Origin of the sequence: Sanguibacter keddieii DSM 10542 (assembly GCF_000024925.1) — a bacterium.
GTDB lineage: Bacteria > Actinomycetota > Actinomycetes > Actinomycetales > Cellulomonadaceae > Sanguibacter > Sanguibacter keddieii.
This window is the reverse complement of the sequence record NC_013521.1, coordinates 1,747,214-1,771,770: the sequence shown is the minus strand read 5'-3', so window position 1 is coordinate 1,771,770 and position 24,557 is coordinate 1,747,214. Positions and strand designations below refer to the sequence as shown.

Here is a 24,557-nt window from a genome sequence, read left to right as displayed (position 1 = left end):
GTGCTGGGCGCTCGCCCGGAGCCCGCTGGACGCCGCCTTGACGCATGCGCCGAGCGCGACAAAGATCACTCCAGTACCATCAGTCACACGATCACCACATGAACCACGTGTCACATGAGCACCAGTGCCCGCCGACGTGCCACTCCCGCGCCAGACCCGAGCCACACCCGTGCCCGCCCTCGCCCCGCGCGACAGGCACCGGACGACAGATCGGAAACACTCATGCCAGCTCGCAGCAGCGCCACGCTCGCAGCCGACACCGACGCCACCACGCCGAGCCTGCAGCGCACCATCGGGCGCTACGCGCTCCGCTACGGGACCACCGGCGTGGCGCTCGCCGCCGCGTCGATCGCGGCCTCGGCGTCCGCAGCATCGGCCGACGAGGGCTACGAGGTCCGCAACGGCGACACCGTGAGCCAGATCGCCCGTGACACCGGGACGAGCGCGCAGGCCATCCGCTCCGCCAACAGCCTCGACGCCCAGTACCGCATCCGCGCCGGGCAGACGCTCACCATCCCGTCCGGCACCTCGGCGACCTCGGCACCTGCCGCGACCCCGACCGCCGCACCTGCCGGCAGCCACACCGTCGTCGCCGGGGACACCGTCTCCGCGATCGCCCGCGCCACCGGCTCGTCCACCTCCGCGATCGTCTCCGCCAACGGCCTCGACGCCCGCGGGTTCATCCGCATCGGCCAGACGCTCACCATCCCCGGCGCCGGCAGCACGGCCCAGGCCGCGCCGGCGACGCAGACCGCCGCACCCGCCGGGACGCACACCGTCGCCGCCGGAGACACGGTCTCGGCGATCGCCCGCGCCACCGGGACGTCCACCTCGGCCATCGTCTCCGCCAACGGCCTCGACGCCCGCGGGTTCATCCGCATCGGCCAGACCCTCACCATCCCCGCCACCGGCGCGGCCGCACCGACGGTCACGACCGTCTCGTCCGCCTCGCCGCCGGTCCAGGTGACCTCGGACAAGCCCCTCGTCGGAGACACCTTCCTCGGTCGCACCTACTCGCGCGACGTGGTCTCCGCGGCCAACGACAACAAGGCCACCCTCAACGCCATGTCCGTCCCCTCCAAGGCCGACATGCAGTCGATGGTCCGCAGCACCGCCCGCGCGCACGGCGTCGACCCGGCGCTCGCGCTGGCGATCGCCACCCAGGAGTCCGGCTTCGACCAGCGGGCCGTCTCCCCCGCCAACGCCATCGGCACGATGCAGGTCATCCCGAGCTCGGGCGACTGGGCCTCGGACATGGTCGGGCACGACCTCAACCTCCTCGACCCGCAGGACAACGTCACGGCGGGCGTCGCGATCCTCGCGCGCCTGCTCGCGACGAGCCCGTCGGTCGACACCGCGATCGCCGGCTACTACCAGGGCCAGACCTCGGTCCGGAACAACGGCATGTTCGACGACACCCGCCGCTACGTCGCCAACGTGCAGACCCTCGCAAACCAGTACAGGTGACCTGACAAGCACGCGCACGGGCGCCTCCAGGCCCGTGCGCGTGTGCAGAACCTGCGTCCAGAGTGCGCGCATCCCTGCGCACGACCCCCCGCCACCGTAGGATCTTCGCCGTGGGAAGCACTGTGACTGATGGACTCGTCGGCCGGCTGGTCGACGGGCGCTACGAGGTGCTCGAACGCATCGCGCGCGGCGGGATGGCGACCGTGTACCTCGCGACCGACCGTCGCCTCGACCGCGAGGTGGCGGTCAAGGTCATGCACCCGCACCTGGCCGACGGAGCCTCCGGGGCCGACTTCGTGTCCCGGTTCCGCCGCGAGGCACGCGCCGCCGCCCGGCTGACCCACCCCGGTCTGGTGGCCGTCTACGACCAGGGTGTCGACGGCGAGACCAGCTACCTCACGATGGAGTACATCGACGGGACGAACCTGCGGCACCGCCTGCAGGACGAGGGGCCCTTCACCGTCGGCGAGGCCCTCGACGTCGTCGAGCACGTCCTCGACGCGCTCGCCGCTGCCCACCGCCACGACCTGGTGCACCGCGACATCAAGCCCGAGAACATCCTGCTGGCCACCGACGGGCGGATCAAGGTCGCAGACTTCGGGCTGGCCCGCGCCGTCACCGAGGTGACCTCGACCGCCACGGGCACCATCCTGGGCACCGTCGCGTACCTGGGCCCCGAGCTCATCGCGACCGGGCAGTGCGACACCCGGACCGACGTGTACGCCGTCGGCGTGATGCTCTTCGAGATGCTCACCGGGGCCCCGCCCTTCACCGGGGCGACCCCCATCCAGGTGGCCTTCCAGCACGTCAACAGCTCCGTCCCGGCTCCGTCGACCATGGTGCCCTGGCTCCCGGTCGAGGTCGACGAGCTCACGTGCGCCCTCGCAGCGAGGACTCCCGACGACCGCCCCGTCGACGCGACCGCAGCGCTCGCCTACCTCCGGCGGGTCCGCGCAGAGCTGGACGGCGACATGCTCGGACGCCGCGCCGACCGGCCGGCCAGCCCAGCGGCAGAGACACCTGCAGCCTCTGGCGCAGATGACGGTCCTGACTCCGACGACCACGACTCCGCCGACCTGTCAGCACTGCTCACCGCGACCGGTGCGACCGGCCCGGCGCGCGCCCCGTCACCGGAGCCCTCGGAGCCGCCGACCGTCGGCAGCGTCGTCGGCACGGTCAGCACCGCCCACCTCACCGGTCGCGGCAGCGACAGGACCGGCAGCGCAGAGACTGCGACCGTCCGACCGCCGCGCGCCGAGAGCCACACCCAGCAGGCCGAGAACCTCACCCAGTCGCTGTCCCACGTCGGGCACGGCTCGACCATCGCCCTGACCATCGGTGCCGGCGAGCTCGACCAGGAGAGCCCCGAGGACGACCGCCCGCGCGTCCGCCGCCGCCGACGCGCGCTGCTGTGGACGCTGCTGGTCGTGCTGCTCCTCGGCGGCGGCGGCGCGGCCGCGACCTCGTGGTGGTTCTCTTCTGGCCCTGGCCACTACACCGAGGTCCCGGCGGGTCTCGTCGCGGTCCCGGCCGACGACGCCGTCACCGCCCTCACCACCGCGGGCCTCGGGTCGAGCACCACCGAGGCCTTCAGCGACACCGTCCCCGAAGGGACCGTCGTCGACGCACGCCCTGCCGAGGGCGACAGGATCCCCAAGGACGGCTCCGTCGAGCTCGTCGTCTCCCAGGGCATCGAGACCTTCGTCGTCCCCGAAGGCCTGACGAACATCCCGTCGGCCGATGCCGAGGCAGCGCTGCGCTCGACCGGCTTCACGCAGATCACCGGCGAGGAGCAGTGGAGCACGGACGTCCCGGTCGGCGTCGTGCTCAGCCTGTCCGTCGCGGAGGGCGCCACGCTCCCCCACAACGAGCCTGTCGTCCTCACCATCTCCAAGGGCCCCGAGCCCGTCACCGTGCCCTCCGTGGTCTCCCTGACGCTGGACGAGGCCACCGAGCAGCTCGCGGCCCTCGACATCTCGGTCGTCACCGAGGAGGCGTACGACGAGAACGTCCCCGAAGGTGCCGTCGTCTCGCAGAGCATCGAGGACGGTGCCGAGTCGCAGCGCGGCGCCGAGATCACCCTCACCGTCTCCCTCGGGCTGCCTTTCGTCACGGTCCCCGACGTCATCGCCAAGCCGGTGGCAGAGGCCAAGGCCGAGCTCGAGGACGCGGGCTTCACCGTCGACGTCGTCTACTGGCTGGGCGTCTTCGGCAACGAGGTCCGTTCGCAGAGCAGCGACCCGGGCACCCAGCTGCGCCAGGGCTCGACGATCACGCTGCGGCTCTGACGCCTCGCACCCCCCTCGCACCCTGCCAGACGCACGGTCTCCCAGACGCACGAAGGCCCGCTCGCCGGACGGTGAGCGGGCCTACGTCGTGCTGCGTCGTCCTCCGCTGTGTCGCGCTCAGCGGGCCTGGAGCATCTCGGCGACCTGGAACGCCATCTCCAGCGACTGCTGGTGGTTGAGGCGCGGGTCGACGAGGGTCTCGTACCGGAGCGCGAGCCCGGCGTCGTCGATCTCCTCGCTCCCGCCCAGCACCTCGGTGACGTCGTCGCCGGTCAGCTCGACGTGCAGCCCACCGGGGACGGAGCCCTGGCCACGGTGCACCTCGAAGAACCCGCGCACCTCGTCGAGGACGTCCTCGAGGCGGCGCGTCTTGTAGCCCGAGTCAGAGGTGATCGTGTTGCCGTGCATCGGGTCGGTGACCCAGGTGACCGGGCCGCCCTCCCGGGTGACCTTCTCGACGATCGGCGGCAGCGCCTCACGGATCTTCGACGCACCCATCCGGGTGATGAAGGTCAGCCGGCCCGGGACGCCGTCAGGGTTGAGCCGCTCCTGCAGGCGCAGCGCGTCGTCCCCGGTGGTGGTCGGGCCGAGCTTGACGCCGATCGGGTTCGAGATCCGCGACAGGAAGTCCACGTGCGCCCCGTCGAGCTGCCGGGTGCGCTCGCCGATCCACAGGAAGTGGCCGGACGAGTCGTAGGGCAGACCGGTCTGCGACGACACGCGCGTGAGAGCACGCTCGTAGTCGAGCAGCAGCGCCTCGTGGCTGACGAAGAACTCGACCGTCCGCAGCGCCTCGAAGTCTGCCCCGCAGGCCGCCATGAAGCGGATCGCCCGGTCGATCTCGGCCGCCGTCCGCTCGTAGCGCGCGTAGGCCGGGTTCGTCATGAAGCCGCGGTTCCACTCGTGCACCTGGCGCAGGTCGGCGAAGCCGCCCGTCGTCAGCGCACGGACCACGTTGAGCGTCGCCGCCGAGATCGTGTACCCCTGCAGCAGCCGCTCCGGGTCGGGGACCCGGGCGTCCTCGGTGAAAGCGTGCCCGTTCACCATGTCGCCGCGGTACGCGGGCAGCGTCACGCCGTCGCGCGTCTCGTCGTTCGAGCTGCGCGGCTTGGCGTACTGCCCCGCCATGCGCCCCATCTTCACCACGGGCATGCTCGCGCCGTGGGTCAGCACGACGGCCATCTGCAGGATCGTCCGGACCTTGTTGCGGACGCGGTCCGCGTTCGCCTCGGCGAAGGTCTCGGCGCAGTCGCCGCCCTGCAGCAGGAACGCCTCGCCGCGCCCGGCAGCCGCGAGACGCTCGGTGAGCGTCTCGAGCTGCGCGGGCACGACGAGCGGCGGGACGGCCGCGAGACGCTCGCTGACCGACCCCAGGTGCTCTGCGTCAGGCCACACGGGCTGCTGCCCGGCGACGAGCGTGCGGAAGTGGTCGAGCCCCGCGGCGATCTCGGGATCGACGGTCACGCTCATGAGTGGGCGGGGGCGGGCACCAGGTCCTGGCCGATCTCGCCGAGCAGCTCGCCGAACCACTGCTGCTGCACGTCGAAGGCCTTGCCGCCGGCGATCCGCGGGAACGCGATCGCCTTGAGACGGTCGCCGTCCTCCTCGTCGTGCCCGATGACGCCGGACTCGCCGCGGAAGGCGCAGTCGACGGCGAGGTCCGTCATCGACTTGATGAGGCGCAGGTCCTCGGCGTTCGCGGCCGCGGCGCGCGAGTAGTAGCCGGACTTCTGCACCATGGTCTTCTCGGCACCGAGGAGCTCGGCGAACTGCTTGGCGAACCAGGCACCCGGGTTGATGGTGTCGAGCTTGACGTGACCGAAGGGGTCGCGCTCGACGGTCTCGCCCGACGCCTCGAGCTGGGCCACGATCTCGTTCATGCCCGCACCCTCGGAGAGGAAGATGTTGACGTTGCCGACCTCGTCCATCACGGTGCGCAGGCGCTTCGCCTCAGCCTCGATGTCGAGCGCGAGCTCGGGGAGGAACACCGCGTGGATGTCCCACCGCTCCTTGGTGAGGCCGATGCCCGGGACCCACTCCTTGGTGTCGAGGTTCTTGCGGTAGGACGCGGCGGACGCCGCCGTGAGCCAGCCGCAGTGACGCCCCATGACCTCGTGCACGATGAGCATGCGCGGGCCCGAGCGGTGCTCGCCGATGACGTTCTCCGCGAAGTGCGCAGCCTCCTCGGCAGCGGTCCAGGCACCGAGCGACTGCTTGATCGGCACGACGTCGTTGTCGATCGTCTTGGGCAGGCCGACGACCGTGAGGTGGTAGCCGTTCTCCTCGAGGTACGCGGCGAGGTCGGCAGCCGTCGTGTTGGTGTCGTCGCCGCCGATGGTGTGGAGGACGTCGACGCCGTCGGCCTTGAGGCGCTCGGCCGCGACGGTCAGCGGGTTCTCGCCCTCCTGGACGAGCCCGCGCTTGACGCAGTCGGCGGCGTTGGTGAGCTTGACGCGGCTGTTGCCGATCGGCGAGCCGCCGAAGCGGTGCAGGACACCGGCGTTCTTGCGGGTCTCCTCGTCGATGACGATCGTGTTCCCGGTCAGCAGGCCGTGGTAGCCGTGCTGGTAGGCGATGATCTCGACCTCGGGCGCCAGCTCCGTGTAGCGCTCGATGAGGCCACCTACAGCGGAGGAAAGACACGGGGCGAAGCCGCCTGCCGTGAGGAGCGCAACGCGACGGACCGTCATGGGATCAACCTCTCATCGTGCCCGGCCGTGAGCGCGCAGGTGCGCGCAGGGCGGGCGCTGGAATCGTTCGTACAACCGGCCGTCAGTCTACTGACGGACCGGGGGTCTCCTGGGGCGGTTCCGGCACCTGGACGTCGGGTGCCTGGCGCCCGCCGGGCGCGCTGGGGGTGGCGGGGCCGGCCTGGGTCGCCTTGACCCCGGCCGCGATCCGGGCCTTCTGCGTGGCGGCGTAGATGTCGACGTACTCCTGGCCCGAGATGCTCATGAGCGAGTACAGGATCTCGTCGGTCACCGAGCGCAGGATGAAGCGGTCGTTCTCCATCCCGGAGTACCGGGAGAAGTCGAGAGGCTCGCCGATGACGATGCCGATGCGCATCGGCTTGGGCAGGCGCTTGCCGATCGGCTGGGCCTTGTCGGTGCCGATCATCGCGACGGGGATCACGGGTGCGCCGGACTCGAGCGCCAGGCGGGCGACGCCGGTCTTGCCGCGGTAGAGGCGCCCGTCGGGGCTGCGGGTGCCCTCGGGGTAGATGCCGAACAGCCCGCCGTCGTTCAGACGGTTGAGGCCCGTCCGCAGGGCGGCCTCGCTGGCCTTGCCGCCGGAGCGGTCGACCGGGATGGTGCCGACCCCGCGCATGAAGCCCGCGGTGATGCGGCCTTTGAGGCCGGTCCCGGAGAAGTACTCCGCCTTGCCGATGAACACGATCTCGCGGTCGAGGACGAGCGGGAGGACGAAGGAGTCGATGACGGCGAGGTGGTTGCTCGCGATGATCGCGGGGCCGTCGCCGGGGATGTTCTCGAGCCCGCGCACCCAGGGTCGGAACATGAGTCTCAGAAGCGGTCCGACCAGGACTCGCTTCATCAGCCAGTAGAACAACCCGCCTCCTCGTGCGCCTCGCCTCTGCGGGACTCGCAACCGACTCTAGAGTGATCCCCATGTCAGGAACCACCGATGATCCCGCGAACCCGTCGGGCGAGCAGCCAGACCCGTCCGAGCGACCCGACGGCGAACCCGCCGCCGAGCCTGCTGACGACGACCCCCTGAGCCCTGCGGACGAGCAGCCCCGAGGCTACCGTGCTCAGGACCGCAGCCCGATGGACCAGCACCAGACCGACGCGGCCTGGGAGGAGATCGTCGCAGAACTCTCCGATCTTTCCACGGATTCGGGCAGCGATCTAACCGCGCCACCTGCGGCGGAGTCTCACGCCTTCGACTTCCCGGTGGCCCCGTGGGTCGACCCGCCCGCCGACGCGACCCCGGAGCCCGCGCCCCGCCCGCAGGCCTCGGGGCACCGCGACTGGGTGATCGGCGAGGAGGCGCAGGCGCTCCAGGAGGCCGAGGACCACTTCGTCCCGCCCGACCCGGACTTCGAGCTGAGCGCCGACCGGATGCGGAACCTCGGCTGGTTCGCCGTGGTCGTGGCCCCCGTGCTCGCGGTCCTCGCGCTGGTGCTCTGGCGCAGCGCGCCGACCACGTTCTACGTCGCCCTCGTCGCCGTCTTCCTCGCCGGGGCCGGCGTGCTCGCCTGGCGCCTGCCGACGCACCGGGACGACGACTCCGGGAACGGCGGCGCGGTCGTCTGACACGACGAGCCGCTCACCCCTCAGGGGTGAGCGGCTCGTCGCAGAGGTCTGCGGACCTCGGGTCGGTCTCGACGACCCTCAGCGGCGCGCGAGGTCGGCGGCGCCGACGATCCCGGCCTCGTTCCCGAGGGCCGCGAGGTCGATGCGGGCCTCGGGGCGGTGGCCCCGGGCGGGCAGCGCCTGGCCGTAGGCCTCGCGGGCCGGCTTGACGAGCAGGTCGCCCGCTGCGCCGACGCCCCCGCCGATGACGATGATCTCCGGGTCGAGCAGGGCGGCGACCGAGGCCGCCCCCTCACCGATCCACCGTCCGAGCTCGGCGAGGAGCTCGATCGACAGCGGGTCGCCGGACTGGGCCGCCATGGTGACCAGCGGGCCGTTGATCTCGTCGGCCTTGCCGTCGACGAGGTCGAGCAGGTGCGCTGCGTCGCGCGGGCGGGCGATCGCCGCAGCACGGGCGTCACGGACCAGGGCGGAGCCGGAGGCGTACTGCTCCCAGCAGCCCTCGTGGCCGCAGCCGCAGTAGTGGCCGCTCGGGACCACGCGCATGTGGCCGACCTCGGCGGCGACGCCCCAGCGGCCGCGGACGAGCTGGTTGTCGACGATGACCGCTCCCCCGAGCCCGGTGCCGACGGTGAGCATGAGCATGTCGCTCGCGTCCTGGCCCACGCCGAAGCGGAACTCCGCCCACCCGGCGGCGTTGGCGTCGTTCTCGACGACGATCGGCACGTCGGTCCCGATGAGAGCCCCGACCCGGTCGGCGATCGGGTAGTCGCGCCACGCGATGTTGGGGGCGAAGTTCACCGACGTCCGGTCGGCGCTCACGAACCCGGCGGCGGCGAGGCCGACGGCGCCGATCTCGTGGTCCTTGGAGAGCTCGCGGTAGACCTCGGCGATCGCGCGGTCGATGCTCGAGGCATCGTCGGGCTCCGTGCTGACACGGGTCTGGGCGAGGATCTGACCCTTCTCGTCCACCACCCCGGCCGCGATCTTCGTCCCGCCGATGTCGACCCCGATGGCGTGCATGAACAGTTCCTCACTCAGCTCGACGAATGCCGCATCCCTGTGCGACCCGCACAGCAGCGTACTCAGGTCTGGCGTGTCGCCGCACACCCGTCGACCGGCTAGTCTCGAAGCCCCGTCGACCACTGCCACTGGAGTCAGCATGGACGAGTTCCGCACACCCGCCCTGATCACCGTCGATCCGGGAGAGAACCTCAACGATCTGCTGGCCAGCAGGATCGCGGTCTCGGGGGACGAACCGCTCATGGAACGCAAGGAGACGACCGGGTCCTGGACCTCGGTCTCGGCACGGGAGTTCGACGCCCAGGTCGTCGCGGTCGCCAAGGGCTTCGTCGCCCTGGGCGTCGAGCCCGGCGACCACGTGGGCATCATGTCGCGCACGCGCTACGAGTGGTCGCTGCTCGACTGGGCGATCTGGGCTGCTGGCGCGGTCACGGTGCCGCTCTACGAGACCTCGAGCGCCGACCAGGTCGAGTGGATCCTCACCGACGCGGACGTCCGCCTCCTCGTGACCGAGACCGCCGAGCACGCCGCGACCGTCGCCGAGGTCCGCGGGTCCGCGCCGGGCCTGCGCTCGGTGCACGTCCTCGACGACGGAGCGGTCGACGAGCTCGTCGCCGCGGGCGCCGAGGTCCCCGACGCCGAGATCGCGCGGCGCCGCGCCCTCGCCGTCCTCGACGACGTCGCGACCGTCATCTACACCTCGGGCACCACCGGTCGGCCCAAGGGTGCCGAGCTGACGCACGGGAACTTCTACGCCCTCACGGTCAACGCCACGCAGGAGCTCCGGGAGGTGCTCCACCACGGCACCCGCAGGACGCTGCTGTTCATGCCGCTGGCGCACGTGTTCGCGCGGTTCATCCACGTCCTCGTCGTCCCCGCCGGCTCGGTCCTCGGGCACACGCCCGACACCACGACCCTGCTGGAGGACCTCGCGAGCTTCAAGCCGTCGTACATCCTGTCGGTCCCCCGGGTCTTCGAGAAGGTCTACAACTCCTCCGAGCAGAAGGCCGTCGCCGGGGGCAAGGGGAAGATCTTCCGCTGGGCCGCCGCGACGGCCATCTCGTACTCCCGGGCGCTCGACAACCCGGCCGGCCCCGGGTTCGTGCTCCGCGCACGCCACAAGGTGGCCGACACGCTCGTGCTCTCCAAGATCCGGGCTGCCCTCGGCGGCGACGTCAAGCACGCGGTCTCGGGCGGCGCGGCCCTCGGCGAGCGGCTCGGCCACTTCTACCGCGGGGTCGGCCTCGTGGTGCTCGAGGGCTACGGCCTCACCGAGACGACAGCCCCCACCAGCGTCAACCTGCCGGGCCTGAGCAAGATCGGCACCGTCGGCCCGCCGCTCCCCGGGCACGGCGTGCGTCTCGACCCCGACGGCGAGATCCTCCTCACCGGGCCCCACGTGTTCCGCGGGTACCGCAACAACCCCGAGGCGACCGCGGCGGCCTTCACCGACGACGGGTGGTTCCGGTCGGGCGACATCGGCACGCTCGACGACGACGGCTACCTGCGGATCACCGGCCGCAAGAAGGAGATCATCGTGACGGCCGGCGGCAAGAACGTCGCACCCGCCGTGCTCGAGGACCGGCTCCGGTCGCACCCCCTCGTCAGCCAGGTCGTGGTGGTCGGCGACGCCAAGCCGTTCATCGCCGCGCTCGTCACCCTCGACGTCGAGAGCCTGCCGGGCTGGCTCAGCGCGCACGGCAAGCCGGCGATGTCGCTCGAGCAGGCGCTCGACGACACGGACGTCCTCACGTCGATCGACGCGGGCGTGCAGCGCGCCAACCGCACGGTGTCCCGGGCGGAGTCGATCCGCAAGTTCACGCTCCTGCCGTCGGACTTCACGGTCGCGAACGGGTACCTCACACCCTCGCTCAAGGTGAAGCGCTCGCTCGTCCTCGCGGACTTCGGCGACACCGTCGAGGCGCTCTACGCGGAGGCCGCGCACGCCGAGCACCACTGACGGGCACCGCTGCCGGGCACCGCTGCCGTCGGAGGCCCGGGCTGGGACGCTGCCCCACCGACACGCTGCTGACGCTGCGTGTCGGTGGGGCACCGTAGTCTCACCGGCATGCACGCGCAGCCCTCCAGCGACCTGAGACCGGCACCCGGAGCCCGGGCGGCGGGGAAGCGCCTCTCGGGCGCCCTGCGCCCTGCCACCGGTCTCCTGCGGGGGCCTGCCGAGGTCGAGACGACCGGCACCCCGGTCCAGCTCGGCCTCGACGAGCTCGGAACGCCCCTGAGCGAGGTGACCTTCGTGGTGGTCGACCTCGAGACGACCGGCGGATCGTCGAAGGACGCGGGCATCACCGAGATCGGTGCGGTCAAGGTCCGCGGCGGCGAGGTGATCGGCGAGTTCCAGTCCCTGGTCAACCCTGGGCACCCGGTGCCGGCCTTCATCGCCCGCCTCACCGGCATCACCACGCTCATGGTCTCGAGCGCCCCCTCGATCGAGCTCGTCCTGCCGTCGTTCCTCGAGTTCGCCCGCGGGACCGTCCTCGTCGCGCACAACGCCCCCTTCGACATCTCGTTCCTCAAGGCCGCGGCGCGGAGCATGGACCTCGCCTGGCCGGGGAACCAGGTCCTGGACACGGTCCCCCTCGCCCGGCGGGTCGTCACCCGCGACGAGGCGCCGAACCACAAGCTCGGGACCCTCGCGGCGCTCTTCCGGGCGACCATCACCCCGGACCACCGGGCACTGTCCGACGCCCGGGCGACAGTCGACGTGATGCACGCGCTCTTCGACCGCATGGCGCCGCTGGGCATCACGCACCTCGAAGACCTCGCGACCGCCACCGACCCGGTCCCCGCCGACGTCCGACGGCGTCGGCACCTCGCCGACGGCATGCCGAGCGGTCCTGGGGTGTACATGTTCGTCGGCCCGCAGGACGAGGTCCTCTACGTCGGGACCTCGACGGACGTGCGCACCCGCGTGCGGAGCTACTTCACGGCCGCCGAGAAGCGCGGCCGCATGACGGAGATGATCCGCCTCGCCGTCACCGTCAGGGCCGTCCCGTGCGCGACCGCGCTCGAGGCACGGGTGCGCGAGCTGCGGCTCATCACCGAGCACGCCCCGCGGTACAACCGTCGGTCCAAGCACCCCGAGCGGATGCACTGGGTCCGGGTGTCGTCAGAGGCGTACCCCCGGCTGACGGTCGTGCGCGACGGCACCGCCGCGCTCGGCGAGCCCGTCGTCGGCCCCTTCGTCTCCCGCGCCCGGGCCACCGAGGCCGTCGAGGCGCTCCAGTCGGCGCACCAGGTGCGCCAGTGCACCAAGAAGCTGCCCGCCCTGCCGTCGGCGACGGCGTCGGCGTGCGTGCTGGCCGAGATGGGACGCTGCTCCGCCCCGTGCGTGCGCCCGTCCTCGCGCCCCACGACGGCTCCGGACGACGACTACGCCGACGTGGTCGCCGGGCTGGTCCGGTCCATGGAGCACGACCCGAGCCCTGTGGTCGCCGCCCTGGCCCGGAGGATCGCCGAGCACGTGGAGCAGCAGCGCTTCGAGGACGCCGGGACGGACCGTGACCGGCTGGAGGCCTTCCTCGCCGGTGCTGCGCGCGCCCAGCGGCTCGCGCCGGTCGTGGCGAGCGCCCAGATCGTCGCGGCCCGGCCGACGTCGGCCGCCGGGTGGGAGATCGTCGTGGTGCGCTACGGGCGCCTCGCCACGACGGCGGTGTGCCGGCACGGCGAGGACCCGCTGGCCGCGGTCGAGGCGGCCGTCGCAGCCGCCGAGCACGTCCCGGCCCCGACCTCGGCCGGCCCTGCCTGCCACCCGGAGGAGACCGACCTCGTGGTCGCGTGGCTGCGGTCCGAGGGCGTGCGGCTCGTCGAGAGCGACCTCGGGCTCACCTGCCCCGTGGCCGGCGCCGAGCGGTACGTGGTCGGCCGGACCACCGCCGACGTCGTGTCCGCGGTGTCCTGAGCGCGGCATACTGGGACGACGCACCGAGCGACCGCCGTCCACGAGGAGACAGACCGTGCCTACCGCCATCGTCATGATCGACACCGACCAGGCACTCATCCCCGAGGCCGCGACGAAGATCGCCGAGGTCGAGGGCGTCTCGGCCGTCTACTCGGTCACCGGCGAGGTCGACCTCATCGCCATGGTCCACGTCCAGGACCACAACCAGTTCGCCGACGTCATCGCCGACCGGATCAGCAAGGTCCCCGGCGTGCGACGCACCCGGACGTACCTCGCCTTCCGCGAGTTCTCCAGCAGCGACCTGGACGCGGCGTTCGCCCTCGGCCTCGAAGACTGAGGACGCCGCACCAGCAGAGCGTCAGGCCGCCGCCGCTGCCCAGCGCTCGAGGACGGAGGCTGCCCGACCCGAGTCGATCGACCCGGCCGCGTGACGCACGCCGGCCAGCAGACGCTCGGGCAGGGTCCCCTCGGCGGTGCCGTCCAGGCTCCCGTCGGCCACGAGCGCGGCCGCCGCGTTGAGCAGCACCGTCTCGCGCACCGGTCCCCCGGCACCGTCGAGCAGGCTCCGGGCGACACCGGCGTTGTAGGCCGCGTCTGCGCCTCGCAGGTCCTCCACCGTGGTTGGCGTGAGCCCGAGCTCCGCCACCGCGTCGAGCGTCGAGGTCGTGACCTGGCCGTCGCGCACCTCCCACACGTCGGCGACCGAGGTGGCGGCCAGCTCGTCCAGCCCGTCCTGACCGCGGAACACGAGGGCCTGGGTGCCGCGTGCGCCGAACACGCCCGCGACGATCGGGGCCATGCGCGCGTCGGCCACGCCGACCGCGGTGGCCCGGGGCCGCGACGGGTTGGTCAGCGGGCCGAGGAAGTTGAAGGCCGTGGGTATCCCGAGGTCACGGCGCGCGGCAGCAGCGTGCTTCATCGACGGGTGGAACACCTGGGCGAAGCAGAACGTGATGCCGACCTCGGACGCGATCTCGGCGACGCGGTCGGCCGGCTGGTCCAGCCGGATGCCGAGCGCCTCGAGCACGTCGGCCGAGCCCGAGGACGACGACGAGGCCCGGTTGCCGTGCTTGACGACCGTGATGCCGGTCCCGGCCAGGACGATCGCCGCCATGGTCGAGATGTTGACGGTGTGGGCGCGGTCGCCGCCGGTCCCCACGATGTCGAGGGTGCGACCCTCGACCCGGCACGGGACCGCGTGCGAGATCATCGCGTCGGCCAGCCCGGTCAGCTCGGCGACCGTCTCGCCCTTGGCGCGCAGCGCGACGAGGAACCCGGCCAGCTGCACGGGGGTGGCTCCGCCCGACATCACCGAGCCCATCGCCCACGCCGTCTGGTCGGCGCTGAGGTCGCCACCGCCCACGAGCACGGAGGTGAGGTCTGGCCACGAGGCCACGGTCGGCAGACCAGCGGTCACAGCGCGGCCCCGGCGACGACGTCCCCGGCGAGCACACGACGCACCACGCGCTGCAGCTCGATCGGGTCGAGGGGGCGCGGCACGGCGACGTCGGCGAGCGACCACGAGGCGAGCCAGGCGTCCTGCGGGCGACCGGTGAGCAGCACGACCGGCGGGCACTCGAAGATCTCGTTCTTCAGCTGCCGGCACACGCCCATGCCGCCGGCCTTGTCCGCCTCGCCGTCGAGGATCATCAGGTCGACCCCGCCGAGGTCCGCCAGCCGGACGACCTCCGCGTGGGTGGCGACGTCGACCCACCGGATCCTGGTGCCACCCGCGTCGGCGACCGAGCCCACAGCCCCACGCACCGCGTCGCGCACCGTCGAGTCGTCCGAGTAGAGCAGGACCGTGCGGACGGGGGTGGTCTCGGTGCTCGCTGCGCTGCCTGCGTCTGACATGGGTCTCGGTCCTCGCTCTCGCCGGGCGGCCGTACCCCTCGCGCGCGAGGTGCCGTGCACCGTGCTCACGAGACAGGGGCGACCGTCGTGCTGGATGATGTGGGGTGATGCCAGGTCTCCTGAGCATCTTGGCACGGATCCGACCCGCCATGCGGCAGCGTTTTGGTGACAGTTGTGAACGCTCCGTCACGAGAAGGGCACACAACCGCCCGCCGTTGCAGCATTGTGAGATTCAGCGGCCCAGATCGGTGGGTCCTAGGGCCCACAGTCCGCTGATCATCGGCCATAATGATGGGGTGTCGACTGCAACGGCTGCCCCCAGCACCCACACCCACGTCAGCGTGAACCGCCCGAACCCCGTGTCGGTCGGAACCATCGTCTGGCTCGCGAGCGAACTCATGTTCTTCGCGGGCCTCTTCGCGATGTACTTCACCATCCGCGCGACCATCTCTCCGGAGCAGTGGGCGGAGGGCACGGGTCACCTCAACCTCACGTTCGCCGCCATCAACACGTCCGTCCTGGTCCTGTCATCGGTGACCTGCCAGATGGGCGTGTGGGCCGCAGAGCGGATGCAGCCCCGCCGCACCGGCTCGATCTTCGCGATCAACCGTTGGGGCATGAACGAGTGGATGACGCTCACCTACCTCATGGGCTCGTTCTTCGTCGCCGGTCAGGTGTTCGAGTACGCCGAGCTCGTCGAGGCCGGCCTCACGATCTCCTCGAGCCCGTACGGCTCGGTCTTCTACCTCGCGACCGGCTTCCACGGCCTGCACGTCGTGGGCGGTCTCATCGCCTTCCTCTTCCTGCTCGGACGGTCCTTCACCGCGAAGAACTTCGGGCACCACGAGGCCACCACCGCGATCGTCGTGTCGTACTACTGGCACTTCGTCGACGTGGTCTGGATCGCGCTCTTCGGCGTCATCTACTTCCTGCAGTGACCCGCAGCCGCCAGACCACCCAGCCCCACCCCGAGAACCACGGCTCGCCCTCTGAGCCGCACACAGCCCCCGAACACCCATCTTGTGAGACGAGGATCCATCCGTGAAGGCACTCGCCGCCCGCCGACACCACCGGCTCACGCCGGTCGTGCTGATGCTGCTGGCGCTGCTGGTGACGGGCGGCCTGTACGCCGTCCTGTCACCCACGTCGGCCAGCGCCGACACCGCTGCGACCAACGACATCGAAGCCGGTGAAAAACTCTTCCAGGCGAACTGCGCCACCTGCCACGGCGTGAACGCCGAAGGTCGCGACGAGGTCCCCTCGCTCATCGGTGTCGGTGCGGCCTCGGTGAACTTCCAGGTCGGCACCGGCCGTATGCCCATGCAGATGAACAGCCCGCAGGCCCCGGCCAAGCCGACGCAGTTCGACGCCGAGCAGACCAACCAGCTCGCCGCCTACGTCGCCTCCCTGGGCCCCGGCCCGTCGACCCCGACGGCCGAGCAGGTCGACCCTGCGCTCGGCGACGCGTCGAACGGCTCCGCCATCTTCCGCACCAACTGCGCCATGTGCCACAACGCGGTCGGCGCCGGCGGCGCCCTCTCCGAGGGCAAGTACGCGCCTGCCCTCTCCGGCACGACGCCGACGCACATCTACGAGGCCATGCTCACCGGCCCGCAGTCGATGCCCGTCTTCAACGACGCCACCATCACCCCCGAGGAGAAGCGCGACGTGATCGCGTACCTCGTCGAGCAGCGCGAGGGCTCCGCCGGCGGAGCCGACCTCGGCAACCTCGGCCCCGTCAGCGAGGGCCTGTGGGTCTGGATCGTCGGCATCGGAGCACTCATCGGGTGCGCAGTGTGGATCGGAGCCAAGTCCTCATGACCGAGCAGCACAACCCCTCGACCGACGTCAGCACGACGTCGGGCGGCCAGCAGCTGGAGACCTTCCCGGACCCGGGCGTCCCCGAGCACAAGCTCCGGATGGCCGACAAGGACCCGAAGGCCGCCAAGCGCGCCGAGCGACAGACCGTGGTCCTCTTCGTCATCTCGATCATCGGCACCATCGGCATGATGGTGGCCTACTTCGCGATCCGTCCGGACGGCACGACCGTCGGCACGCGCAACGCGAACCTCGCGCTCGGCCTCGGTCTCTTCTTCGCGCTCATGGGCATCGGCCTCGCCGCCGTGCACTGGGCCAAGACGCTCATGTCCGACCACGAGCACGTCGACGAGCGTCACGACGTCCGCGGCACCGACGAGGTCCGCGCAGCGGCCATCGCCGAGCTCAAGGCCGGCGCCGAGGACTCGGGCATCGCCCGTCGCCCGGTGCTCAAGGGCGCTGTCGTCACCGCCCTCGCCCTCTTCCCGCTCACCATCGCCGTGCCGCTCATCAGCTCGGTCGGCGGCGACTGGGACATCAGCAAGTTCAAGCACACGATCTGGCGCAAGGGCACCCGCCTCGCCATCGACCCCAACGGCCGTCTCATCAAGGCCGCTGACGTCACCATCGGTTCTGTCGTCCACGTCATCCCTGACGTGCCCGAGGAGGAGCGTCGCTCCCACGAGTGGATCACGGAGAAGGCCAAGGCCGTCGTCCTCATCGTCCGTCTCGACCCTGCAGACCTCAAGGAGAGCGAAGAGCGCAAGTCGTGGTCCCACGACGGCATCGTCGCCTACTCGAAGATCTGCACGCACGTCGGCTGCCCCGTCGCTCTGTACGAGCAGCAGACGCACCACCTCCTCTGCCCGTGCCACCAGTCGACGTTCGACGTCGCTGACGGTGCCAAGGTCGTCTTCGGTCCTGCGAAGCGTCCTCTCCCCCAGCTGCCGATCGCGGTCGACGACGAGGGGTACCTCATCGCGCAGGACGACTTCGACGAGCCCGTGGGCCCGAGCTACTGGGGACGCCTCAAATGACAACTACCAACGTTCCGAAGCCGGTCGCCGCAGGCACCGACTACCTGGACCAGCGCACCGGCATCTCGAACGCCGTGAAGGGCTTCGCCCGCAAGGTCTTCCCTGACCACTGGTCCTTCCTCCTCGGTGAGGTCGCTCTCTACTCCTTCGTGGTGCTCCTCATCTCGGGTGTCTTCCTGACGATGTTCTTCGTGCCGTCGATGGGGCTCATCGAGTACCACGGCCCGCTGTCCTCCATGAACGGCCAGCTGATGTCCGAGGCCTTCGCCTCGACGCTCAAGCTGTCCTTCGAGGTCCGCGGCGGGCTGCTCATGCGCCAGATCCACCACTGGGCAGCGCTGCTCTTCATGGCGGCGATCGTCGTCCACATGATGCGCGTGTTCTTCACCGGTGCGTTCCGCAAGCCGCGTGAGCTCAACTGGATGGTCGGCTTCGTGCTGATGATCCTCGGTCTCCTCGCCGGCTTCACCGGCTACTCGCTCCCCGACGACGTGCTCTCGGGCAACGGCCTGCGCATCACCGACGGCGTCGTGAAGTCGATCCCCGTGATCGGCTCGTACCTGTCGTACATGATCTTCGGCGGCGAGTTCCCGGGCGAGGACATCATCCCGCGCCTGTTCACCATGCACATCCTCGTGGTGCCGGCGTTGATCCTCGCGCTCATCGGTCTCCACCTGCTGTTCGTGGTGCTGCACAAGCACACGCAGTACCCCGGAGGCGGCCGGACCGACAAGAACGTCGTCGGCTTCCCGCTGTTCCCCGTCTACGTCGCGAAGGCCGGTGGGTTCTTCTTCATCGTCTTCGGTGTCATCGCCCTCATGGGCGCGACCATGGCGATCAACAACGTGTGGAACTACGGTCCCTACGACCCCTCCCCCGTCGGCGCCGGCGCACAGCCCGACTGGTACATGCTGTTCCTCGAGGGGTCCCTACGACTCATGCCGGGGCAGACCGAGTACGTCATCGCCGGATGGACGCTGTCGCTCAACGTCCTCATCCCGGCCGTGGTCATCCCCGGGCTGCTCTTCACCTTCCTCGCGGTCTACCCCTTCCTCGAGGCTGCGGTCACGAAGGACAAGCGCGAGCACCACGTGCTCGACCGTCCGCGCAACGTCCCGGTCCGCACCGGCCTGGGCGTCGGCTTCCTCACGGCGTTCATCATCCTGGCTCTCGCCGGGTCGAACGACCTCATCGCGACGCACTTCCACCTGTCGATCAACTCGATCACGTGGGTGTTCCGCATCGCGTTCTTCCTCGCACCGGTCGCCGCGTTCTGGATCACCAAGCGCATCTGCCTGGGGCTGCAGCGCAAGGACCGCGAGCTCGTCCTCCACGGTCACGAGACCGGACGCATCGTCCGCTTCGCGAACGGTGAGTACATCGAGGTCCACAAGCCTCTCGACGAGCAGGAGCGGTGGCTGCGCGTCGGGTACGAGGCGAACCGTCCGCTCGAGATCGCTCCTCGCGAGGACGCACGCGGTGTGCGCCGCAAGGGCTACGCGTGGGACCGCCAGCTGCAGAAGCTCTCGGGCTTCTTCTTCGAGGACCGTGTCGAGCCCGTCACGCCGGCCGAGCTCGCCGCCGCGCACTCGCACGGCGAGCACGACCAGCTCGACTCGGGCGACGCCCACGGTCAGCTGGACCCCGTGCGCGACGGCACCGGCCACGGAGTGGTCACGGACGAGCGCAAGAGCTGAACGTACGGCACAGTAGGTGGATGGCCCGCGAACTGAAATCCCTGGTGGGAACATGTTCGCGGGCCTTCCGCGTTATGCAGTGAGACGCAGCCCCTCGGCTGCGGACGACGTCTAGGAGGACATCGGAATGGCTGTCTACACCCTTCCCGAGCTCGGCTACGACTACGGTGCGCTCGAGCCGCACATCTCTGGTCGCATCATGGAGCTCCACCACTCCAAGCACCACCAGGCCTACGTGACCGGCGCCAACACCGCGCTCGAGAAGCTCGCCGACGCTCGCGAGAGCGGCGACCTCGCCGCGGTCAACCTCCACGAGAAGAACCTCGCGTTCAACCTCGGTGGCCACATCAACCACTCGGCGTTCTGGACCAACCTCTCCCCCGAGGGCGGCGGCGAGCCCACCGGCGACCTGGCCGAGACCATCGGCACCGACTTCGGGTCCTTCGAGGCCTTCAAGAAGCACTTCGCGGCCGTCGCCGCCGGCGTGCAGGGCTCCGGCTGGGCCATCCTCGCCTGGGACTCCATCGGCCAGAAGCTCATCATCGTCCAGCTGTACGACCAGCAGGGCAACATCCCCATGGGCCTCACCCCGATCGTCCTCCTGGACGTCTGGGAGCACGCCTACTACCTCGACTACCAGAACGTCCGTGCCGACTACGTCACGGCCTGGTGGAACCTGGTGAGCTGGGACGACGCCGCGGCACGCCTCGCGCGCGCCAAGACGCAGACCTCGGGTCTCATCGTCCCCTGAGCACCTGACGCGCCCCCAGGGCGCTGAGCACGCGCAGAAGGCCCCGCTGGCGCCCTCCGCTCCCCCGCGCACGCGGTGGGGGCGCAGGAGGCCGGCGGGGCCTTCTCACGTCTGCTCAGTCCTTCTCGGACGCCTGCTGCTCCGCGGCTGCGTCACCCTCCGAGGCGGTGCCGCGCTCTGCGGGGACGGCACCGGAGGACCGGCGGCGTCGACGGAGCGTCCACAGCACGACGGCGCCCACAGCGCCTACGAGGACCGCCCAGGGCAGCAGCACCCCGATGACCGTGACGGTCGCTCCGAGTGCGGTGAGGAGGCCGTCCCAGCCTGCGGAGAGGCCACCGACGAAGCCGGTCACCTCGGTCTCCTGCTCCGGTGCCTGGTCCGTGGCGTAGACGGAGATCTCGAGCGTCGCCATCGCCGTGAGGTCGTCGATGCCGGCCTGCTCGGTGAGGAGCTGCTCGAGCTCGCTCTGGCGCGTGGTGAGCTCTCCCTCCACGGCCAGCAGGTCCGCGACGGTGCCCGCGCTCGTCAACAGCTCTTCCAGGCGGGTGATCGCCACCCGCTTCGCCGAGATCCGCGTCTCGAGGTCGGCGACCTGCTTCGTCACGTCGGAGGAGGTGAGGTCGACGGAGGTCACCTCGCCGATCTCCCGCAGCGCGTCGATCATCGGCTGCACCTCACCCGGCGGCACACGGACCGTGAGCCAGGCGCGCTCGGGCTCTGACGCGTCTCCGTCGACCCCGGACCCCTGGGACTCGCTGCGCCCGTCGACGTAGCCCCCGGCGCCCTCGACGGCGGTGACGATCGACCCGGCCACGGTGATCGGCTCGTCGGCCGTGAGCACCACGGTCCCGCTGACGATCACCGAGCGGTCGACGTCGGCTCCGCCGACGGACGCGGCGAGGTCCTCCGGGAGGGCGGCACTCTCGTCCGCCGCGTCCCCGGGCTGGCTGTCACTGTCTACGCTCTCCGGGAGTGCGGCGTCGGCGCTCGTCGCCTGGCTCCCGGCGTCTGAGGAGCAGCCCGCCAGCCCTGTCGCGGCCGCGAGGACGCCGACGGCTGCCCACCTGAGAATGCCTGCCTGTGCACCACGTCGTGTCGTCATGCGGCCCACAGTAGGCAGCCCCGCAGGCCTTGTGGCCGGTCTGGTCGAGACCGATACGAGACTGTGGCGCGACCGGTACCCGACCGAGACGCTCCACGGTGCAAGGTGCAGCGGGCATGGCACAGGCGAGGCCCCGGACCGTGTGGTCCGGGGCCTCGCCTTCACTTGGTGCTGGCTGGTTCAGCCGTGCGGTGTGGTGCTGTGGGTCAGCGTGCGCGGTGGATCAGTGCGCGTGCTGGCCGCGGGAGAACTCGAAGACCCAGCCCACGAGGGCCAGCATCGAGAGGACCACGCCGATGCCGAAGACCCACCAGCCGACCGCGAGGCCGAGGAAGCAGACCCCGGCTCCGGCGGCGATCGCCAGGGGCCACCAGCTCCACGGGGCGTAGACGCCCTGCTCGCCAGCACCCTGCTCGATCTCGCCGAAGGCGTCGTCCTCGGGGCGCGGGTCCATCCGCTTGGCGGTGGCCGCGAGGTACCAGCCGATCATTCCGGCGAGACCGACCGACAGGAACAGCCCGGTGGTGCCGACCGGCTCCCACTCGCTCCAGAAGCCGTAGACGACGGCGACGAGGAGGAAGAAGGGCGCGAGGTAGATGAACAGCTTGCTCTCGATCTTCATCGGGGCTCTCCTGCGTTCTCGTCTCCGGGACCGTTGATGACACGGTCCTTCGCCAGGGTCTGCTGACCGCGTCGGTCACCCTCGCCGTACAGCTTGTCGAGCGGTCCGGGATCCACCGCGTGGTGGTCCATCGCGGCGACCTCGGGGTGGTGCAGGTCGAACGCGGGGCGCTCGGACCGGATGCGCGGCAGCGACGTGAAGTTGTGACGCGGGGGCGGGCACGAGGTGGCCCACTCGAGCGACGAGCCGAAGCCCCACGGGTCGTCGACCGTGACGAGCGGCGCGCTGCGCCAGGTGACGTAGACGTTCCAGAGGAACGGCAGGGTGGACGCCGCGAGGATGAAGGACCCGACGGTCGACACCTGGTTCATCCAGGTGAAGCCCTCTTCGGGCATGTAGTCCGCGTAGCGACGCGGCATGCCCGCGACACCCAGCCAGTGCTGGACGAGGAAGGTCGCGTGGAAGCCGACGAACAGCAGCCAGAAGTGGACCTTGCCGAGGCGCTCGTTGAGCATGCGCCCGGTGAACTTCGGCCACCAGAAGTAGAAGCCGGCGAACATGGCGAACACCACGGTGCCGAAGACCACGTAGTGGAAGTGGGCGACCACGAAGTACGTGTCCGAGACGTGGAAGTCGAGGACCGGGCTCGACAGGATGACTCCCGTGAGACCACCGAAGAGGAAGGTGACGAGGAACCCGATCGACCAGAGCATCGGGGTCTCGAAGGTGAGCTTCCCTCGCCACATCGTGCCGATCCAGTTGAAGAACTTCACACCTGTCGGGACGGCGATCAACATCGTCATGAAGGAGAAGAACGGCAGCAGGACCGCGCCGGTGACGTACATGTGGTGCGCCCAGACCGTCACGGAGAGGGCGGCGATCGCGATGGTCGCGTAGACCAGGCCCTTGTAGCCGAAGATCGGCTTGCGGCTGAAGACCGGGAAGATCTCGCTCACGATGCCGAAGAACGGCAGGGCGATGATGTACACCTCGGGGTGCCCGAAGAACCAGAACAGGTGCTGCCAGAGGATGGCACCGCCGTTCTCCGGGTTGAAGATCTGCGCGCCGAGGCGGCGGTCCGCACCGAGGGCGAAGAGCGCGGCGGCCAGCGGCGGGAAGGCCATGAGCACGAGGATGCTGGTCACGAGGGTGTTCCACGTGAAGATCGGCATGCGGAACATGGTCATGCCGGGCGCACGCATCGTGATGATGGTCGTGATGAAGTTGACGCCACCGAGGATCGTGCCGAAACCGGTCATCGCGAGGCCGAAGACCCAGAGGTCACCGCCGAGCCCCGGGCTGAAGGTGGTGTTCGACAGCGGTGCGTAGGCGAACCATCCGAAGGAAGCCGCACCCTGCGGGGTGAAGAACCCGGCCGAGGCGATGAGCCCGCCGAAGAGGTAGAGCCAGTACGCGAACATGTTGAGCCGCGGGAAGGCGACGTCGGGCGCACCGATCTGCAGCGGCATGATGATGTTGGCGAAGCCGGCGAACAGCGGGGTCGCGAACAGCAGCAGCATGATCGTGCCGTGCATGGTGAAGAGCTGGTTGTACTGCTCGTTGCTCTGCACGATCTGGATGCCGGGCTCGAAGAGCTCGGCCCGGATCACGAGGGCCATGAGGCCACCGATGCAGAAGAACACGAAGGACGTGATCAGGTACATGTACCCGATCGTCTTGTGGTCGGTCGAGGTGATCCACTTGATCACCGTGCGTCCGAGAGTCTGTCGACCCGGCGCCAGGCCGGGGATCTTCTCGACGTGCGCGTCGTCGGCCGCAGCCATCAGTTCTCACCCTCCGCGGCGGCGTTGCCGGCCTCGCTCTGCTGTCGGTTGAGGTCGAGCCCCAGCTGGCCGGTCTGGCCGCGCTGCTCGAGCTCTTCCATGTGTGCGTCGTACTCCTCGCGCGAGACCACGGCGACGTTGAAGAGCATCCCGGAGTGGAACTCACCGCAGAGCTCGGCGCACTTGCCGGCGTAGACACCCTCGCGGGTCGGGGTCACCTGCCAGACGTTGGTCCGGAACGGGATCATGTCCATCTTGTCGAGGAACGCGGGGATCCAGAACGAGTGGATGACGTCGCGGGACTCGAGCTGGAACTCGACGACCTCGTTGACGGGCAGGTAGAGCGTCGGGAACTGCGAGTTCGTCCCGACCCCTCCGAGCTCGTTCTCGAGCGAGCCGACGTTCACGGCGTGCTGGCCGGTCTCGTAGACCTCGTCGTCGAGGTAGTTGAAGTCCCAGCTCCACTGCTTGCCGATCACCTGGATCGTCACGTCGGGCTCTGCGTCGGTCGCGCGGACCTCGGACATGTCACGCTGCGTGAAGAAGAACAGCACGCCGACCATGACGATCGGGACGAGCGTGTACATGATCTCGAGCGGCAGGTGGTACCTGGTCTGGATCGGGAGCGTGTGGTCGTCCTTGCGCTTCCGGTAGGCGACGACGCACCAGAGCATGAGAGCCCAGGTGATGATCCCGACGATCAGCGCGGCGATCCAGGAACCGACCCACATGTCGGTGATCCGGTCGGTCTGGTTGGTCGTGGGGCCGTCGGCGTATCCCGGCAGGAAGCCGCGCTGGGCTTCTGCCGAGCATCCGGACACGGCGAGGGAGACGAGCGCGGCAGCTGTGACCAGCCTGCCGACCGTCTTTCGACTGCGGGTGGGGCGTTCCGAGCGCAAAGGGGGGCCTTTCACTTCA

General features: G+C 70.2%; 21 protein-coding genes. 11 read left to right on the top strand and 10 right to left on the bottom strand.

Annotated elements, in window-relative coordinates; genetic code table 11:
• The first annotated feature begins 222 nt into the window (after positions 1 to 222).
• Positions 223 to 1,467 (top strand): LysM peptidoglycan-binding domain-containing protein, encoded by a 1,245-nt coding sequence (locus tag SKED_RS07750; RefSeq protein ID WP_012866587.1) that lies wholly within the window; start codon positions 223 to 225, stop codon positions 1,465 to 1,467.
• Between the two features lie 122 nt (positions 1,468 to 1,589).
• Positions 1,590 to 3,755 carry a Stk1 family PASTA domain-containing Ser/Thr kinase gene (locus tag SKED_RS07745; protein ID WP_012866586.1) on the top strand — a complete coding sequence of 722 codons (2,166 nt, stop codon included), beginning with the start codon at positions 1,590 to 1,592 and terminating at the stop codon, positions 3,753 to 3,755.
• A gap of 117 nt (positions 3,756 to 3,872) precedes the next feature.
• On the opposite strand, the gene SKED_RS07740 is transcribed toward SKED_RS07745, so the two are convergent.
• The 3 genes from SKED_RS07740 to SKED_RS07730 form a co-directional block, all read right to left on the bottom strand.
• A complete protein-coding gene (locus tag SKED_RS07740; RefSeq protein ID WP_012866585.1) occupies positions 3,873 to 5,225 on the bottom strand; it encodes a class II 3-deoxy-7-phosphoheptulonate synthase in 1,353 nt (450 codons plus the stop codon).
• Positions 5,222 to 6,445, bottom strand: coding sequence for a pyrophosphate--fructose-6-phosphate 1-phosphotransferase (locus SKED_RS07735; protein WP_012866584.1), 1,224 nt, complete (start codon positions 6,443 to 6,445; stop codon positions 5,222 to 5,224). Before SKED_RS07735 ends, SKED_RS07740 begins: the two co-directional genes overlap by 4 nt.
• A gap of 82 nt (positions 6,446 to 6,527) precedes the next feature.
• The gene (locus SKED_RS07730; RefSeq protein ID WP_012866583.1) at positions 6,528 to 7,307 is read right to left on the bottom strand and encodes a lysophospholipid acyltransferase family protein; all 780 of its coding nucleotides are present in this window, start codon (positions 7,305 to 7,307) and stop codon (positions 6,528 to 6,530) included.
• Positions 7,308 to 7,381: 74 nt separating this feature from the next.
• On the opposite strand from SKED_RS07730, the gene SKED_RS19960 reads away from it, so the two are divergent.
• Positions 7,382 to 8,029, top strand: a complete 648-nt coding sequence (locus SKED_RS19960) for a hypothetical protein (RefSeq protein ID WP_143755690.1) — start codon at positions 7,382 to 7,384, stop codon at positions 8,027 to 8,029.
• Positions 8,030 to 8,107: 78 nt separating this feature from the next.
• Here SKED_RS19960 and SKED_RS07720 read toward each other — a convergent pair whose 3' ends face one another.
• Positions 8,108 to 9,052 (bottom strand): ROK family glucokinase, encoded by a 945-nt coding sequence (locus tag SKED_RS07720; protein WP_012866581.1) that lies wholly within the window; start codon positions 9,050 to 9,052, stop codon positions 8,108 to 8,110.
• 139 nt (positions 9,053 to 9,191) lie between these two features.
• Here SKED_RS07720 and SKED_RS07715 point away from each other — a divergent pair, with 139 nt between their 5' ends.
• The 3 genes from SKED_RS07715 to SKED_RS07705 all read left to right on the top strand — a co-directional run bounded on the left by SKED_RS07715 (position 9,192) and on the right by SKED_RS07705 (position 13,308).
• On the top strand, positions 9,192 to 11,012 hold the full coding sequence (locus SKED_RS07715) for an AMP-dependent synthetase/ligase (RefSeq protein ID WP_012866580.1): 1,821 nt from the start codon (positions 9,192 to 9,194) through the stop codon (positions 11,010 to 11,012).
• Positions 11,013 to 11,120: 108 nt separating this feature from the next.
• Positions 11,121 to 12,971, top strand: coding sequence for a DEDD exonuclease domain-containing protein (locus SKED_RS07710; RefSeq protein ID WP_012866579.1), 1,851 nt, complete (start codon positions 11,121 to 11,123; stop codon positions 12,969 to 12,971).
• Between the two features lie 55 nt (positions 12,972 to 13,026).
• Complete coding sequence (locus SKED_RS07705; RefSeq protein ID WP_012866578.1) at positions 13,027 to 13,308, top strand: Lrp/AsnC family transcriptional regulator; 282 nt, start codon at positions 13,027 to 13,029, stop codon at positions 13,306 to 13,308.
• 21 nt (positions 13,309 to 13,329) lie between these two features.
• Here SKED_RS07705 and trpD read toward each other — a convergent pair whose 3' ends face one another.
• Complete coding sequence (gene trpD / locus SKED_RS20505) at positions 13,330 to 14,376, bottom strand: anthranilate phosphoribosyltransferase (RefSeq protein ID WP_217168017.1); 1,047 nt, start codon at positions 14,374 to 14,376, stop codon at positions 13,330 to 13,332.
• An 8-nt stretch (positions 14,377 to 14,384) separates the two neighbouring features.
• Positions 14,385 to 14,825 (bottom strand): response regulator transcription factor, encoded by a 441-nt coding sequence (locus SKED_RS20500; RefSeq protein ID WP_012866576.1) that lies wholly within the window; start codon positions 14,823 to 14,825, stop codon positions 14,385 to 14,387.
• A 296-nt stretch (positions 14,826 to 15,121) separates the two neighbouring features.
• Between SKED_RS20500 and ctaE the strand changes: the two genes are divergently transcribed.
• The 5 genes from ctaE to SKED_RS07670 all read left to right on the top strand — a co-directional run bounded on the left by ctaE (position 15,122) and on the right by SKED_RS07670 (position 20,128).
• Positions 15,122 to 15,763 (top strand): aa3-type cytochrome oxidase subunit III, encoded by a 642-nt coding sequence (ctaE, locus tag SKED_RS07690; RefSeq protein WP_012866575.1) that lies wholly within the window; start codon positions 15,122 to 15,124, stop codon positions 15,761 to 15,763.
• A gap of 103 nt (positions 15,764 to 15,866) precedes the next feature.
• On the top strand, positions 15,867 to 16,646 hold the full coding sequence (qcrC, locus tag SKED_RS07685; RefSeq protein WP_012866574.1) for a cytochrome bc1 complex diheme cytochrome c subunit: 780 nt from the start codon (positions 15,867 to 15,869) through the stop codon (positions 16,644 to 16,646).
• Complete coding sequence (gene qcrA, locus SKED_RS07680; RefSeq protein ID WP_012866573.1) at positions 16,643 to 17,680, top strand: cytochrome bc1 complex Rieske iron-sulfur subunit; 1,038 nt, start codon at positions 16,643 to 16,645, stop codon at positions 17,678 to 17,680. The genes qcrC and qcrA overlap by 4 nt, the downstream gene beginning before the upstream one ends.
• On the top strand, positions 17,677 to 19,377 hold the full coding sequence (qcrB, locus tag SKED_RS07675) for a cytochrome bc1 complex cytochrome b subunit (RefSeq protein WP_012866572.1): 1,701 nt from the start codon (positions 17,677 to 17,679) through the stop codon (positions 19,375 to 19,377). Before qcrA ends, qcrB begins: the two co-directional genes overlap by 4 nt.
• A gap of 127 nt (positions 19,378 to 19,504) precedes the next feature.
• Positions 19,505 to 20,128 carry a superoxide dismutase gene (locus tag SKED_RS07670; RefSeq protein WP_012866571.1) on the top strand — a complete coding sequence of 208 codons (624 nt, stop codon included), beginning with the start codon at positions 19,505 to 19,507 and terminating at the stop codon, positions 20,126 to 20,128.
• Positions 20,129 to 20,243: 115 nt separating this feature from the next.
• On the opposite strand, the gene SKED_RS18935 is transcribed toward SKED_RS07670, so the two are convergent.
• From SKED_RS18935 to ctaC, 4 genes are all read right to left on the bottom strand, one after another.
• On the bottom strand, positions 20,244 to 21,233 hold the full coding sequence (locus SKED_RS18935) for a DUF4349 domain-containing protein (RefSeq protein ID WP_012866570.1): 990 nt from the start codon (positions 21,231 to 21,233) through the stop codon (positions 20,244 to 20,246).
• Positions 21,234 to 21,456: 223 nt separating this feature from the next.
• The gene (locus SKED_RS07660; protein ID WP_012866569.1) at positions 21,457 to 21,855 is read right to left on the bottom strand and encodes a cytochrome c oxidase subunit 4; all 399 of its coding nucleotides are present in this window, start codon (positions 21,853 to 21,855) and stop codon (positions 21,457 to 21,459) included.
• Positions 21,852 to 23,639: an aa3-type cytochrome oxidase subunit I gene (ctaD, locus tag SKED_RS07655; protein ID WP_012866568.1), complete on the bottom strand. Its 1,788-nt coding sequence runs from the start codon at positions 23,637 to 23,639 to the stop codon at positions 21,852 to 21,854. Before ctaD ends, SKED_RS07660 begins: the two co-directional genes overlap by 4 nt.
• Positions 23,639 to 24,538 (bottom strand): aa3-type cytochrome oxidase subunit II, encoded by a 900-nt coding sequence (ctaC, locus tag SKED_RS07650; RefSeq protein WP_012866567.1) that lies wholly within the window; start codon positions 24,536 to 24,538, stop codon positions 23,639 to 23,641. Before ctaC ends, ctaD begins: the two co-directional genes overlap by 1 nt.
• Positions 24,539 to 24,557: the final 19 nt, after the last annotated feature.